Annotated in this window: 13 protein-coding genes; 4 read left to right on the top strand and 9 right to left on the bottom strand. The window is 58.6% G+C overall.

Annotated elements, in window-relative coordinates:
* Window positions 1–74 precede the first annotated feature (74 nt).
* The gene (locus tag RE428_RS00485) at window positions 75–1643 is read right to left on the bottom strand and encodes a bifunctional GNAT family N-acetyltransferase/carbon-nitrogen hydrolase family protein (RefSeq protein ID WP_004579516.1); all 1569 of its coding nucleotides are present in this window, start codon (window positions 1641–1643) and stop codon (window positions 75–77) included.
* Window positions 1644–1931: 288 nt separating this feature from the next.
* Between RE428_RS00485 and RE428_RS00480 the strand changes: the two genes are divergently transcribed.
* The 4 genes from RE428_RS00480 (at window position 1932) to RE428_RS00465 (ending at window position 4640) form a co-directional block, all read left to right on the top strand.
* Window positions 1932–3020 carry a methyl-accepting chemotaxis protein gene (locus RE428_RS00480; protein WP_004579517.1) on the top strand — a complete coding sequence of 363 codons (1089 nt, stop codon included), beginning with the start codon at window positions 1932–1934 and terminating at the stop codon, window positions 3018–3020.
* A 4-nt stretch (window positions 3021–3024) separates the two neighbouring features.
* A complete protein-coding gene (locus RE428_RS00475) occupies window positions 3025–3903 on the top strand; it encodes a nitrate- and nitrite sensing domain-containing protein (protein WP_004579518.1) in 879 nt (292 codons plus the stop codon).
* Window positions 3904–4105: 202 nt separating this feature from the next.
* Window positions 4106–4330 (top strand): hypothetical protein, encoded by a 225-nt coding sequence (locus tag RE428_RS00470; protein ID WP_004579519.1) that lies wholly within the window; start codon window positions 4106–4108, stop codon window positions 4328–4330.
* Between the two features lie 43 nt (window positions 4331–4373).
* Window positions 4374–4640, top strand: coding sequence for a hypothetical protein (locus RE428_RS00465; protein WP_004579520.1), 267 nt, complete (start codon window positions 4374–4376; stop codon window positions 4638–4640).
* Here RE428_RS00465 and RE428_RS00460 read toward each other — a convergent pair.
* The 8 genes from RE428_RS00460 to cyoA form a co-directional block, all read right to left on the bottom strand.
* Window positions 4609–5439 carry a substrate-binding periplasmic protein gene (locus RE428_RS00460; RefSeq protein WP_004579521.1) on the bottom strand — a complete coding sequence of 277 codons (831 nt, stop codon included), beginning with the start codon at window positions 5437–5439 and terminating at the stop codon, window positions 4609–4611. The genes RE428_RS00465 and RE428_RS00460 overlap by 32 nt on opposite strands.
* 387 nt (window positions 5440–5826) lie before the next feature.
* On the bottom strand, window positions 5827–8433 hold the full coding sequence (locus RE428_RS00455) for a sensor domain-containing protein (RefSeq protein WP_169334052.1): 2607 nt from the start codon (window positions 8431–8433) through the stop codon (window positions 5827–5829).
* Window positions 8434–8803: 370 nt separating this feature from the next.
* Window positions 8804–9418, bottom strand: a complete 615-nt coding sequence (locus RE428_RS00450) for a Yip1 family protein (RefSeq protein WP_004579523.1) — start codon at window positions 9416–9418, stop codon at window positions 8804–8806.
* A 284-nt stretch (window positions 9419–9702) separates the two neighbouring features.
* Window positions 9703–10596, bottom strand: a complete 894-nt coding sequence (gene cyoE, locus RE428_RS00445; protein WP_004579524.1) for a heme o synthase — start codon at window positions 10594–10596, stop codon at window positions 9703–9705.
* Window positions 10596–10922 carry a cytochrome o ubiquinol oxidase subunit IV gene (gene cyoD / locus RE428_RS00440; protein ID WP_004579525.1) on the bottom strand — a complete coding sequence of 109 codons (327 nt, stop codon included), beginning with the start codon at window positions 10920–10922 and terminating at the stop codon, window positions 10596–10598. Before cyoD ends, cyoE begins: the two co-directional genes overlap by 1 nt.
* A gap of 1 nt (window position 10923) precedes the next feature.
* Entirely contained in the window at window positions 10924–11550 is a 627-nt protein-coding gene (locus RE428_RS00435) for a cytochrome o ubiquinol oxidase subunit III (RefSeq protein WP_004579526.1), read from the bottom strand.
* Complete coding sequence (cyoB, locus tag RE428_RS00430; RefSeq protein WP_004579527.1) at window positions 11550–13547, bottom strand: cytochrome o ubiquinol oxidase subunit I; 1998 nt, start codon at window positions 13545–13547, stop codon at window positions 11550–11552. Before cyoB ends, RE428_RS00435 begins: the two co-directional genes overlap by 1 nt.
* A 4-nt stretch (window positions 13548–13551) precedes the next feature.
* Window positions 13552–14496, bottom strand: a complete 945-nt coding sequence (cyoA, locus tag RE428_RS00425; protein ID WP_004579528.1) for a ubiquinol oxidase subunit II — start codon at window positions 14494–14496, stop codon at window positions 13552–13554.
* Window positions 14497–14559 lie beyond the last annotated feature (63 nt).

The following is a 14559-nucleotide window of genomic DNA, read 5'->3' as shown; positions in this document are numbered from 1 at the left end:
CCTGCAAGGCTGCCGAGACGTGCTGAGACTCAAAAAGCTCCTGGACCTCCCAATACAAGCGATGAGCGACGCACCTAATTGCCCCGCCAATTCACGCTATACAACTCATGCCGCCGATCATGCAGGTTCTTCACCGTACCGCTATTGCGGGCCGTGGTAATGACCTGGGGCCGCAGGTCGGCGAACGCCACCGTCTCTACGTTGGGTGTCGTATCCGCCGCGATACCGTCCCGGGCAAAGGGAAAGTCGCAGGGTGTCAGGATACAGCTCTGGCCATACTGCAGTTCCATATTCGGCACGTTGGGCAGGTTGCCAACGTTGCCAGACATGACGACGTAGAGCTGGTTTTCTACGGCCCGGGCCTGGCAACAGTAGCGCACCCGCAGGTAGCTCTGTCGCTCGTCCGTACAGAAGGGCACGAACAGCAACTGGATGCCCTGGTCCACCAGGTGACGGGTGAGTTCGGGGAATTCCGCGTCATAGCAGATCAGCACGCCGATCGGACCACAGTCCGTGTCGATAGCGCTCAAGCGATTGCCTCCCGAAATGTTCCACCAGTAGGCCTCGTTGGGCGTAGGGTGGATCTTGTCCTGGATATGCACCTGGCCATCGCGCAGGAATACGAAGGCCCGGTTGCGGATAAGCCCTTCGTCATCCTTCACCGGCGTCGATCCACCGATAATATTGATGTTGTGTCGCAGGGCCAGGTCGCGCATCAGCTCCTGGTAGGCGTCGGCATATTCGGTAACCGCTTCGATGGCCTCGGCTGGCGAGCCTTCGCGGCTTTCGATCGAGAGCAGTTGCAACGTGAACAGTTCGGGGAAGACCACGAAATCGCCCCTGTAGGTCGACACCACGTCTACGAAATAGGTGACGATATCGCTGAATTCCTCGAAGGATTTCACCGGACGCTGCTGGTATTGCACGGTCCCGATCCGCACCGTGTCTGGTGCCCGCTTACCATAGCGTTTCTGCTTGCCGGTCGCGCCGTTGCGCTCGACCTTGGGGTTGCGCCAGATCAGGTGGATGCCGTAACCCAACGAAGCATGATCGGCATCCAGGTAGTGGGGGATGATGCCGTGGATCTCGAACTCGTTGTGCAGTTGGAACGACAGCACCGCGTCCTTCTGCTTCTTGGCCTTGATCGCCTCCACATAGGCCTCGACCGTATCGAATTTCTTGATGCGCCGACTCAAAGAAGGCAGGCGCCCGGCAAACACCACACCCTGCAGTTCCAACGACTGGCACAGGTCCTTGCGCTGGTTATACAGCCGCTGGCCGATGCGGTAGCCGCGGTAGTCCGGATCGACGCAGACTTCCATGCCGTAAAGCCAGTCGCCTTCCGGATCGTGCCGTGAGGCATAGCCGTTACCGGTTATGGACGTCCAATCGTGGGGCGCCAGCGCGATCTCTCCGGCGATACGGAACGTGGCGCAGTAACCCACCACTTTCTCCCCGACCATCGCAACGAACTGGCCCTCGGGGAAGTTGTTCATCTGGCCGATCAACGGCCCCTCCGTATACCCATACATCCCGGTGCCTTCGTAGACCCGGCGACTGAGCGCAATGATAGCGGGCACATCCTGAAGCGTCGCCTGACGCACGATCAATCGCTCGTTGGGATCGGAAAAAGGAGGACTCATAGGCACCTCGAAAACGCGATGGTTGTGAGGTCATCGTTCGTGGAAAGGCGGTTGCGAGTCAAGCAGATTAGAGCCTTCAGCGAATCGATTAGAGCCGTCAGCCGGTTGCAGGACTCCTCAGGTTTACAAAAAGCAACGCATAAACGATTTCGGCTGGTATCGGAGTTGCTTTGATCTACCCATAGAACACGATATGCGGGATCTCACCGCTCGGCAAAGGCGCCGACATCCGGTCTGGAAACAGACTGGGTGCCGGCGCCTTTCTGCTTTTGGAGGCTGGAGAAAACAATGATGGCACTGACCTACCCGGCGGCAATGCTGGTGCAGGAAATCGGGCTTAAGGGCATGCTGCGGCTACTTGCGGCGCTCGGCGCGAGCAGCACCGCACTGGCGTTCCTGCTACCGGGTCCCTTGTCGGCGCTTGCACTGGGGATTTGCACCTACATGGCACTCGCCACGCTACATCGTGTGCAGGGAGAACTGGAGGCGCTCGGCACCAAGCGATCGACGGTCCTGATTGCGCCCTACCTCCAGTCCTTGCGAGAGGAACTGACGCGGGAAAACCGCCGACAACAGCTGCTCCAACAACGTCTTGACGAGATCGCCCACGCCTCCCGTGAAGTGGAGCAGAGCGCCGAACTGGTGACCCACAACGCGGAACAGCAAAGCGAGTCGGCGGATGTGGCGGCGGCTGCGGTAGAAGAGCTGAATGTCGCCATCGCCGAAGTCGCGCGTCTGGCAGATGCCTCCCGCGCCAGCAGCCTCGAAGCCAGTGATCAACTGGCCGAAGGTCTCCGGCAACTCGCCATTTTGGTGCAGGAGGTCGCCAACATGGCGCAGCAGACCCAGGTGACTAACGACCTGATCGCCGAATTGGACGGCTATTCGCTCAAGATCAACGACATGTCGAGCACTATCCATGGTATTGCCGACCAGACCAACCTGTTGGCCCTCAATGCAGCCATCGAAGCTGCGCGGGCCGGAGAGCATGGGAGAGGTTTTGCTGTCGTCGCCGACGAAGTGCGCCAATTAGCTCGTCACAGCCAGGACTCCGCCAACGAAATCAGCCTCAACAACCGGAAAATTCAGGATCACATTCGTACCGCCACCGCACAGGTTTCGGCGCTGACCCAAGCGGCCCAGACCGGCGTTGGTCATTCGGAGGCCGTTTCGACATTGCTCGAACAAATCCAGGGACGCATTGCCGAATTGACCGATCAAGTGGCCCAGGTCGCCGTCAGTACTGACCAGCAGGGCCAGGCGGTGGGGGAAATCGCTAACCTGGCCGATCGTGTCCGCACCGGAAATGCCGACAACCTGGAAGCAGCCGCCCAGGCGCGCACCATTGCTCACCACCTTTCGCAACTGACGGGATAACCTCATGGCAACGGTAGACCTCGGATTCAGCTTTGTGATTTTCCTTGGCGTGACCTTGGCCCTCCTGCTCACCTTGCTGCATTTTCGGCAGCACCGACAGAGTCTCGCCCGACAGGTACAGCAGGTCCAGCAACTAAAATCGCTCCGTGCTCTGGTGGCGGGTCTTCAGCGCCACCGCGGACTAAGTAACGGTGTGCTCGCTGGCGACGAAAGCATGCGACCCGGGCTGGAGAAGACTCGCCGGGAACTGGATGGCCTCATAAGTGACATGCCGCTGGCACAATCGATCTACCAAGAGCGCTGGGTAGCCCTCGTGGACCATTGGCAACGGTTGCGGGAAGACCGCATCAGGGAGCCGGGGGACAACCTGGCCCAACACCACACGATTATTCGAAACGCCATATTCCTGCTGCAGGACGTGGCGGCTGCTGAGGGTATGCCCAGCGGCCACGAGACCTACGCCTGTATCTGGCACGACGTTATCCAGGCCGCTGAATGGGCAGGTCAGGCCCGGGCCCTTGGCACCGGTATGGCCGCTGCAGGGCGGAGTACGGCGGCGCAGCGGGTGCGGCTGCGTTTTTTCCACCAGAAGATCCGCCAACTCTCGGATAAGGCCTTTGCAACGCTGTCGTCCGGATCCGTCGCTCCCGAACCACACCTCGCCAGAGCCCAGGCCTTGGTCAACAGGCTGCTGGGCGATATCGAAACCGATCTGCTGGGCGACAGTATCATCGTCATCCCGGCTCAAACCTACTTCAGTAACGCGACCGCGACAATCGATACGCTGTTTGTGCTGGTTGATGACGCGCTGCACAGACTTGAGACTACAGGGGTGCGGCGCACCAGCGGTAAACCCGCCGCACTCCAATTGAATCCAGCTTAAACGCTTGTAGTGGCAGGTAGTCGCAAGGCCACCCTAAAGTACTAAACCGTTTGAGCCCTCCTCCCCTGATTTATTGCCTTGATGGTCGATTGTCCGGAATCACTGCAACCGTAGCATGGATACCGTGAGTTGCCGGCGAGGAACGCAATTCGTTTCCAGCGCCGGCGTTGACGGTGTTCGTCAGGATATCAAGGAGTGAATCATGCAAAACGTCAATGCACTGGTCGAAGAGTTGCGGGCAGCATTGCTGTCCGCCAATAGCCTCTTTATCAACCAGTTCAGTTCGGTCCAGGACAACATCGAGCACTTGCTGCAAAGCAACAGCCCACTCGATGGCGAGGTCAAGCAACTGCTTGAGCGTATGGACGATCGAATCGACGATCTGGTCAAGAAGGTCCGAGAGTTGAGTGATGAGATCTCGCAGTAGAGCCAGACAAGACAGCACATCCAGGACAAGACAGGGAGGCATCATGCCGGTGAGTACGGAAATTTCATTGGAACAGTTGATAGAGTCGCTGATCGGTTTCAACAAATCGACGCTCAAAACGCTGATTGCGCTGATGGAAAAGCTGGAGTCCGATCTGGTAACGCTCGACAGCGGAAGCCTGCAAGGAGAGGCGGAGGAATTGCTGCGCACCATTCTCGATGGCATCACCAAGACCATGGAATCGGTGCTGGCAATCCAGCAGGAGCTGCAAACGCGGATTATTGAGAGCTTTTTCCCGGCCCAGGACTAGCTGATGGCTTGTCGCTGTCACGAATCAACGTCGGATGGGGGCCGACATCTTGCCGGGGCGGGACGACGCCGTAGTTGCGGAAGATCGCGTCAATCTCGCCCCGGCCGCGCATCAAGTCGATCTGGTGGACAATCTGGTCGTAGTAGACTGCCTTCTCCGAGTGTTTGGGAATACTGAAGTACCGATCGTTGACGAAGTACTCCACATAGGCAAGCTGGCGCAGGTTTTTATCCTGGCGGAATTGTTCGATCTCGTGGATGTTGGAGGTGACCGCCACATCCAGGCGGTCATAAGCAAGCATGGTGCGTAGCTGATCGTTGTGGGTCGCATGGAATACGTCCAGTCCCACAGCGTTGTTGAATTCGTTGGAATAGAAGCTGTCGCGCAGGGCGCCGACCCGGTACCTGCGCAGGTCGTCAAACGCGTCCACTTCCACGTCACTGCCAACATGGGCGAAGTAGGCGATGGTACGCACCCGGTGGCCGTAGAGGATGGGTAAGAGGAAGGTTCTGCGCTTGGCATCCAGCGAATGCATTGGCAGGATATCCAGCCCGCCATGGCGCGCCATATGCAACGACCGGGCCCATGGATAGGGATGCCAGGTTACGGTGTGGCCGGCGTAGCGCAGCGCCCGTTCGATCATTTCCGGAACCGGCCCGTTACAGCCGCGCCCCTCTGGCGCCATCAGCGGCAGACGCTGGCGACAGTGACCCACGAAAGTATCCGCCGGAGCCGATACCGGTATCCCCGCCAGCGAGAGCAGTAGGGCCATAACCCGACCGAATTGTCTCAACGTCATCCTATACGCCCGCCTTTACGGCACCCAACGTGCCTGCTTTCCGCTGGCTGCCAGTATATCGATTAAGGTGTGGGGGCCACCGTTGTCGGTTTGTTACTGTGCTGCTTCGCACGTCTACCGCAGGGGCCTTCATTACCATTACACGACAAATGCCCATCAATGGTTCAGCCCAAAGCCTCGATTGCGCTGATAGTCCATCGTTCCATACGGCACTGGTTAGCGCATGGCGGCCGGAATCAGCTGAGGGCAATACGGGTGAAAGATATACTGCAGAAAGCTGTAGAACCCAAAGGTCATAAGCCGAATAAGAAACAACGGGATCAAAGGGTCAACGTGTAAAAGCCGCAAGGGAACGGATTGCCACCCGGACGCCTGACACCAGTCTCGTCACGACTGTTCGGCTGTTGAAGGATGAGTCAGCAGCGAAGCCAGTTTACTGCGGTCCATGGGATGAAACAGGCCGTACCCCTGCCCCCAGCGGAAACCGAGCGCCCGGATTTCCGCCAGTTGCTCCGGCGATTCCGCCCCCTCGGCCACGACGTCCATCCCCAACGCCGTTGCCAACCCGAGAACGGCTCGCAGGATTTCGCGGCTTTGCTGCTTGTCGGAGAGGCCCTGGATAAAGGAACGGTCGACCTTGATCACATCGAAAGGTAACTGCTGCAGGTAACTCAGGGACGAGTAGCCGGTGCCAAAATCGTCCAGGCAGGTCCGGACCCCAAGCGCCTGTATCTGGCCGAGGATAGCCGCAGCTTCGCGATCATGCTGGATAATGACGTTCTCGGTGATCTCGAGCCGCAGGTTGGCCCCGCGCAACCGGTATTTGTCCAGCATGGCGCCGACGAAGGGTACCAGGTCGCCAGAGTAGAATTCCTTGGGCGATACGTTGACGCTGACATAGAAATCCTGCGGCACTTCGGGTCGTTTCAACCACTCGCCCAGGGTCGCGCAGGCTTTTTCCAGGACGAAGCGTCCCAAGGGTGTGATCAGCCCGGTATCTTCCGCGACCGTGATGAATCTGGCCGTATCCACCCGCCCCATGACATCGTGCTTCCAGCGGGCCAGGGCTTCACAGCCGACGGGTTCGCCGACATCCAGATCGACGATGGGCTGGAACTGGACCGTAAGCTGATCCTGCTGCAGGGCAAGTCGAAGTTCCGATTCCAGGTACATGCGAGAAACTTCTTCCCCGCGCATACGGGCGTCGAACACCACATACTGGTTCTTGCCCTGGCGCTTGGCTTCGTACAGGGCAACGTCGGCATTGCGCACAGCCTGGTCGGCGCTCTGGCAGGCGGTCTCGTCGAGCACGATACCGATGCTGGAGCTGACATTAATCTCGTGCGGCCCCAGTTGGAACGGCTGATCCAAAGCACTGAGGATACGGTCGGCAATCTGTTCGACAGCGGCCTTGCCCTCCGTTTCCTCAAGTAGAAGCGTAAATTCATCACCACCAAAACGCGCCAGCGTATCGACCGGTCTCAGCAGAGACTGGATTCGCTCGACAAAAGCGCAGAGTAGCTGGTCACCCACCTGGTGCCCGAAACTGTCGTTGATCAGCTTGAAGTTGTCCATATCCATGACGAAGATGGCGAATGGCTCGCCAAATCGGGCGGCCCGGGCAACGACATGCTCCAGGCGATCCATGAACAAAGAGCGGTTTGCCACCCCGGTGAGACGGTCATGGAAGGCATCGTGCTGCAGCTGCTCTTCCATGCGTTTACGCTCACTGATGTTGCGATCGATCTTGGCGGCACCGCGCACCCGACCGTCGGCATCGGTGATTGGCGTCACCGCTACCGACACGTCAACCCGCTCGCCCGCCTTGTTAATCCGGACCGAATCGAAGTAGGTGACCCCCTGGCCCTTGGCAATGGCCGTCAGGACCATGCTCAGCTCGTCCTGGCATTCCGGCGGCATGATGACGGAAATGCTCTTGCCGATGATCTCATCTTCCCGATAGCCGTACATGCGCTCGGCCCCGGTATTCCATGAGGTGATCTTGCCTTCCATGTCGGTACTGACAATGGCATCGGGCGAGGCTTCGACGATGGCCGCCAGTAGGGAGCGCTCAGTTTCGCTGCGTTTGCGGTCACTGATGTCGACGCTGACGGAAACGCCCCCGGCGATATCTTCCCGCCTGTCCCGCAAGGGTAAGGCATAGTTGAGGACGGTTCGACGGGAGCCGTCAGGGTGCTCGATCCCCATCTCTTCACCCAACACCGATTCGCCTCTCACGATGGCGCGGGCCAATCCCATTTCGTAATCCTTGACCGGTCGCCCGGGTGACACCAGCGCGTCGCCCCAAAGCGCTTCAGCAGCTGCATTGACCTGGCTTATCCGGCCATCGGCGTCGGCAATCACGACGGCTAGCGGGAGCGCTTCGAGGACGGTGGTCAGGCGCCGACGCTCGAGCTCCTTGGCTTCCACTTCGCGACGGAGGGCTTCCTCGGCGAGTTTGCGGTCCGTGATATCGGTAAACGACGCCACAACCGGATAAGGTGGCGTATCGGTTGGTTGTTTGAGTGCGCGGGTATTGACGGACAGCCAGGAGACGCGCCCGTCGGCCCGGGGCATGCCCATCACGACGCCATTGCGCGGCTGACCGGTGTTGCGGGTGGTCTGCGTAGGATAGTCGTCCACCGGAAAGATGCTGCCGTCTTCGCTCAGGACGGTTCCGGCAATCTGGCCGGAAACGGCGCCTTTTTTCAGGGGGATATTCAGCAATTGCTCGGCACTACGGTTCCAGCCCGACACGCGGCTATGCTCATCATAAACGAGCAGCCCCTCTGCCAGGGATTCGGCGAGTGTGCGCCAACGGTTCTCGCTGTTGCCCAGTGCGGCCTGGACATCTTCACGCTCTGTCGCCCGTCCAATGGCCAACGCATTCTCGCACTCATGGCGGAGCACTGAGGCATCGGAAGTGGGCGAGGCGCCCTGCTCGTGGAGCTTGTCTACAACAGTCGACTCTCCGGTCGTCTTTGTTATCTTCATTTTTGCAGGCCTACGGCCCTCGACGGGGCCTAAAGGGTGAATGTCACCGACTACTGAACGAGACAACACTGTGCCTAACAACGGGAGGTTATCGAAAAGCGATTCATTTCGCCTACGTAAATGTAAACAGAAAAGGCGCATAGCACCGTTAAGAAAAGGCAATCCCGGAGACGGCTATCGCCCCAACCAGCAGCTGCAAGCCGTGGTAGGCATTCCGTTACATGTGACGGAAACGTAAGAGGCCGGCGAAGGAGGGGAAAGAGCTCCCGGGCGGGGAACCGGCCTTGGAAGCGCAAAAGCACGGCGTCATTTCCAGCGCCCCACGGAGTACGCCCAAGGCCTTATCAAGCTGTTATCCAACGGGCATCGACTAGCCGAACCGGAACAGCCAGGGCAGCAGGATCTGACCATAGCCCCAGAGCATTACCGTGATGGCCAGCAGCGCCTCGAGCACCAGGACGCCGACAGCCAGCGTCGCACTCGAGACGATGAAGCCCTTTTCGCTACTGATACCCAGGAAGTGCGGTATCCCCTGGTAAAGCACATAACCGGTCACACATAGACCGATGGTGCCTGCCAGCAGACATAGCCAGATCAGGGGATAGAGCGCCACCAGGCCGCTGAGGAACATGGGCGTAGCAATATAGCCGGCGAAGATAACACAACGACGACGGCTGGGAGGCGGATCGGAATAACGCTTGGCCATAGAGCGGATCATGCTGCCAACCGCGAATACAGCCGCAAGGATTGTAATATAGAAGGCTATACCCGCGTATAGCGCTTCAAGGTAGTTCAGCTTGATGGCGTGCTCGCCACCAAAGCTCCACCCGACCTGGGTGGTGCCGATATAAGCACAGATGACAGGCACTGCAGCCAACAGGAGGACATGGTGCGCATAGAGATGCGTGACCGTTTCCTCTTCCTTGCTGATCTGCGTCCATTCAGTACTCGGATGGGCCAGAAGTCCCCAGACATGTGTCAGCATACAAGCACCCCTCTCACCGGCGATGATCGCTTTCAACATTCAGAACGCTTCGAGTAACCCTGCAAGTCTCCGTCCGACGGGAGGATACGTTTCGGAAGCTTGTTAGAGTTGTTATCGCTTTCGGAGCCCCAAACGCCCGAAAAATACGACGCTTCGTCAACGGCTCTTACAGAATAAAACTAGCACAAGGATGGCGGGAAGGGGTTTGCTTAGATCAATTTGTCGATTAAGGAAAGGAAAGCCGGGCCAGGAGTCTGCGCAATCGAACCCGCAGACTCCCAATCTCAGGCAAGCGCGGCTGGAAGCAAGGATGAGACTGACATCATCACACTGAGGACCGTGATGGTAAGGATGGAAAAACCAAAGTTCTTCCTTGCCCACCTAACCTCATCCCGGGCCTGATAGCCTTGGAAACCCAGATAAAGCCAGTAGAGCCCCATGCCAAGCGCAACCACGAAGTAGCCCGCACCGGCGTAACCCGCCAGGCTCAGGGACAGGGCCGCTGCAATGAAGGCGATGGTGTAGCCGACGATGTGGTTCTTGGCCGTCTTCAATCCCTTGACCACCGGTAACACGGGAATGCCCGCCGCCTGGTAATCGCGGAAGCGGAAGATGGCGATGGCGTAGGAGTGCGGCATCTGCCACAGGCAGAAGATGATCAGCAGGGTTAACGCTCCGGTATCGAACTGACCGGTGACGGCACAATAGCCCACGACAGGCGGTACCGCGCCGGAGAGGCTACCCACCAGGGTCCCGTAGACCGATGTGCGCTTCGTCCAGAGGCTATAAAGCACCACATAGACGAAGAAGCCAAAGGCCGCGAGTCCCGTGGTCAACAGGTTGGTGCCGATCAGCAACAGGGCGAAACCCGCCAGGCCAAGCACCGAGGCAAAGCCCAGTGTCGTGGCGGGGGTAATGGTGCCCTGCACCAGCGGACGGTTGCGGGTACGCTCCATCAACGCATCGATATCGCGATCGATCACGTTGTTGAAGGCACAGCCGGACGCGATCACCAGCCCCAGTCCCAGCAGGGTCACCAGGAACAGGGCGGGATCGAACGCACCCTGGGCGGCCAGGAAAAAGCCGCCCATCACCGAGATCGTATTGCCGAAGATGATCCCGGGTTTGGTGAGTGCCAGGAACTGCCGAAGCACGTCGCCGACCGACGCGCCCGACATCACATCAGGTTGATGTGCAGGTGATACATAATCCACAGCGAACCACCGATGACGAGGGTGAGTATCACAGCGGTGAAGAACACGACGGAGCCCGAATCACGGCCTTCCTCAGTCTTCAGGTTCAGGTGCATGAACAGGATCAGTTGGAGCAGGACCTGCAGCACCGCCATGACGGCGATCGCGACGACAGTCGTCGCCTCGGAGAAACCACCAGTCATCACCATGCCGAACGGGATGACCGTCAGGATAATGGAGAAGACCAGCCCCCAGATGTAGGACTTGACGCTACCGTGGCTCTGGGCGTCGTGAGATGTGGAGGTGCTCATGTTACAGGGCTCCCATCAGGTAGACGAAGGTGAATACGCAGATCCACACGATATCCAGGAAGTGCCAGAACAGGCTCAGGCACATGATGCGCGGACGGGTCATATCGTTCAAACCCTTGCGCGGGAGCTGGATAAGCATGACCGCCAGCCAGATCAGACCAAAGGTCACGTGAAGACCGTGAGTACCGACCAAACCAAAGAAGGCTGACAGGAAGCCACTGCGGTCCGGACCGTACCCTTCATGAATCAGGTGCTGGAATTCGTAGATTTCCATACCCACGAAGCCGGCCCCCAGCAGGAAGGTCACGATCAACCAGCCCATCACCTGCTTCAGGTTGTCCTTATGCATGGCCAGCATCGCCATACCATAGGTGAAACTTGAGAACAGCAGCAGGAAAGTTTCGATCAGGACAAAATCCAGCTCGAAAATATCCTTCGGCCCCGGCCCACCGGCAGTACCGTTGTGGAGAACACCATAAACCGCGAACAGCGAACCGAAGATGATCAGGTCTGACATCAGGTAGATCCAGAACCCGTACATCTTCATGCCAGTCGCATCGTGGTGCTCATGCTCGTGGTGGCCGCCGTCGGCGGCCCCATGTTGACTATGTAGAACGTCGGTTGTCATTACGCCTGCATCTCCACCCGTTTGTGGTGCTCGCTCTCGATGCGCTCGACCTCTGCAGCGGGCACGTAGTAATCGATATCGTCATTGAACACGCGGCCAATGAAGGCGGCGAAGATACCCAGGAAGCCTACGCCTGCCAGCCACCAGATATGCCACACCAGCGCAAAGCCCAGCACAATGCTGAAGGCACCCATGACCGGTCCGGCCACCGTATTGCGCGGCATGTGGATATCCTGGTACTCGGTCTTGGCCGGGTCCGGGTTCTGCGCACGCCCTTCGTTCTTCTGCTTGTGTTCCCAGAAGGTATCGATATCGGTCACCTCGGGCAGGTGGGCGAAGTTGTAGAACGGGGGCGGGGAAGAAGTCGCCCACTCCAGGGTGCGGCCGTCCCACGGGTCTCCGCTGACATCCGCGTACTCCGGCTTATTGCGATTGCGGATACTGACGTAGAACTGGATCACGGTGCAGACGATGCCCAACAGGATGATGAAGGCGCCGACCCAGGCCAGCTGGAACCAGATCTGCCATTCCATGTTCTCGTAGGACTGCATCCGGCGCACAGCACCGAAGAACGCGAGAACGTAGAGCGGCATGAAGGCCAGGTAGAAGCCGACGATCCAGCACCAGAAGGAGCGTTTGCCCCATTTTTCGTCCAGTTTGAAGCCGAACGCCTTCGGGAAGTAGAAGGTCAGGCCCGCCAGCATGCCGAACACGACGCCGCCGATAATGACGTTATGGAAGTGGGCGATCACGAAGAGGCTGTTATGCAGCACGAAGTTCGCCGCCGGGACCGCCAGCATGACGCCCGTCATACCGCCCAGGGTGAAGGTGATGATAAAGCCCAGCGTCCACAGGACGGCAGAATTGAACTCCAGGCTGCCGCGGTACATGGTGAACAGCCAGTTGAAGATCTTCACGCCCGTAGGCACGGCAATGATCATCGTCATGATGCCGAAGAAGGCGTTGACGTTTGCGCCGGCACCCATGGTGAAGAAGTGGTGCAGCCAGACCACGAACGACAGTACGCCGATGGCCAGGGTCGCCCACACCATGGTGCCATAGCCGAACAGGCGCTTCTTGGCGAAGGTGGAAATCACCTCGGAGAAGATACCGAACGCCGGCAGGATCAGGATGTACACCTCAGGATGGCCCCAGGCCCAGATGAGGTTCACGTACATCATCATGTTGCCGCCCAGATCGTTCGTGAAGAAATGGAAGTCCAGGTAACGATCGAGGGTCAGCAAGGCAATGGTCGCGGTCAGGATCGGGAACGCGGCGATGATCAGCACGTTCGCCACCAGCGAGGTCCAGGTGAAGATTGGCATGCGGAACAGCGTCATGCCCTTGGTCCGCATCTTCATGATGGTGACGAAGAAGTTGATCCCCGTCAGCGTCGTACCAACACCGGATATCTGTAACGCCCATATCCAGTAATCCACCCCGACCCCGGGACTGTAGGCCGTACCCGACAACGGGGCGTAGGCCAGCCAGCCGGTTTTGGCGAATTCACCCACGAACAGCGAAACGTTTACCAGCACCACGCCGGCAGCGAAGAGCCAGAAGCTGAGATTGTTTAGGAAGGGAAAGGCAACGTCGCGGGCGCCGATCTGCAGCGGCACCACGAGGTTCATCAGGCCGATCACCATGGGCATCGCCACGAAGAAGATCATGATGACACCGTGGGCGGTGAAGATCTGGTCGTAGTGCTCCGGCGGCAGGTAGCCCTCCGCCCCGCCAGCGGCCATGGCCTGCTGGGTACGCATCATGATCGCATCGGCAAAGCCGCGGATCAGCATGACCAGGGCCACCAGGAAATACATGATGCCCAGTTTCTTGTGGTCGACAGAGGTAATCCATTCATCCCACAGGTACATCCACTTCTTGTTGAACGTAATCCATCCAACAAGCGCGGCGCCGGCCAGCGCCATAACCACAACGACCGAAACAATAATCGGCTCGTGGTAGGGAATCGCTTCAAGGGTTAGTTTTCCGAACATAGCTTTACTCTGCCGCCTCCGCGTTCACTGACTCTTTACCGTGTGCGCCATGACCGTGTGCGCCGTGTTTCTCCCCCCCGAGCCCAAGCTCTTGGGGTTCGCCGCCACGGAAGCTTTCGAGGATATTGTTGTAAAGCGCATCCGAAACATTCGAAAAGTACTGTACCGGGGCATTCCGGCTTGGCTCGGCCAATGCCGGGTAGCCGTCTTCATAACTCAAGGAATCCGGCGAGGTCTTCACTTCGTCGACCCAGTCCTGGAAACCTTCTTCGGAAAGGGCGTGGGCCTGGAATGTCATACCCGAGAACCCCGCACCGCTGTAGTTGGTCGAGCGACCGTCGTACGTGCCTTCCTGATTGGCGATCAGGTACAGATTGCTATCCATGCCCGCCATGGCGTAGATCTGGGTGCCCAGGGTCGGAATGAAGAAAGCATTCATGACCGAGCCCGAGGAAATACGGAAACGGATCGGACGGTCGACCGGCATGGCAACCTCGTTGATTGTGGCGACACCCTGCTCCGGGTAGATGAACAGCCATTTCCAGTCGAGGGAGACTGCCTGGATTTCCATGGCGTCCGCATCCGCTTCGATGGGCTTCATCGGGTCGAGATCGTGCGAGGTGTGCCAGGTCAGGATCGCCAGCACGACGATAATCACACAGGGGATGAACCAGACCACCACTTCGATCGCCGTAGAGTGGGCCCAGTTCGGCTTATAGGAGGCTTCCGGGTTGCCGCGACGGTAGCGATAGGCGAACAGTAGCGTCATCACGATGACCGGGATAACGACAATCAACATCAGCACAAAGGCTGTGATGATCAGGGTACGCTGTTCCTCCCCGATTTGCCCTTTGGGATCCAGCAGGGCCGAGCTGCAGCCTGACAGCAATAGCGGCAGCGCCAAAAGCAGCAACGCACCCAGGGCACGCAAGTAGCTCTTCTTTCTCATTTCTCAACCTCATTAGAGCAGGGCGGCTACACCCTGGTAACCCAGTATCCCTGTGGGTAATTC

Origin of the sequence: Marinobacter nanhaiticus D15-8W (assembly GCF_036511935.1) — a bacterium.
In the GTDB taxonomy this organism is placed as follows: Bacteria; Pseudomonadota; Gammaproteobacteria; order Pseudomonadales; family Oleiphilaceae; genus Marinobacter_A; species Marinobacter_A nanhaiticus.
The sequence above is the reverse complement of the archived record's forward strand: the minus strand, read 5'-3'. Positions and strand labels throughout refer to the sequence as shown.

Bases quoted from the DNA above. Each gene is read 5' to 3' on its own strand.
- RE428_RS00465 (WP_004579520.1), top strand. From the start codon at position 4,374: ATGCCGGTGAGTACGGAAATTTCATTGGAACAGTTGATAGAGTCGCTG.
- RE428_RS00480 (WP_004579517.1), top strand. From the start codon at position 1,932: ATGATGGCACTGACCTACCCGGCGGCAATGCTGGTGCAGGAAATCGGG.
- cyoE (WP_004579524.1), bottom strand. From the start codon at position 10,596: ATGTCGGGCGCGTCGGTCGGCGACGTGCTTCGGCAGTTCCTGGCACTC.
- RE428_RS00485 (WP_004579516.1), bottom strand. From the start codon at position 1,643: ATGAGTCCTCCTTTTTCCGATCCCAACGAGCGATTGATCGTGCGTCAG.
- cyoB (WP_004579527.1), bottom strand. From the start codon at position 13,547: ATGTTCGGAAAACTAACCCTTGAAGCGATTCCCTACCACGAGCCGATT.
- RE428_RS00460 (WP_004579521.1), bottom strand. From the start codon at position 5,439: ATGACGTTGAGACAATTCGGTCGGGTTATGGCCCTACTGCTCTCGCTG.
- RE428_RS00455 (WP_169334052.1), bottom strand. From the start codon at position 8,433: ATGAAGATAACAAAGACGACCGGAGAGTCGACTGTTGTAGACAAGCTC.
- RE428_RS00470 (WP_004579519.1), top strand. From the start codon at position 4,106: ATGCAAAACGTCAATGCACTGGTCGAAGAGTTGCGGGCAGCATTGCTG.
- RE428_RS00450 (WP_004579523.1), bottom strand. From the start codon at position 9,418: ATGCTGACACATGTCTGGGGACTTCTGGCCCATCCGAGTACTGAATGG.
- RE428_RS00435 (WP_004579526.1), bottom strand. From the start codon at position 11,550: ATGACAACCGACGTTCTACATAGTCAACATGGGGCCGCCGACGGCGGC.
- cyoD (WP_004579525.1), bottom strand. From the start codon at position 10,922: ATGAGCACCTCCACATCTCACGACGCCCAGAGCCACGGTAGCGTCAAG.
- RE428_RS00475 (WP_004579518.1), top strand. From the start codon at position 3,025: ATGGCAACGGTAGACCTCGGATTCAGCTTTGTGATTTTCCTTGGCGTG.
- cyoA (WP_004579528.1), bottom strand. From the start codon at position 14,496: ATGAGAAAGAAGAGCTACTTGCGTGCCCTGGGTGCGTTGCTGCTTTTG.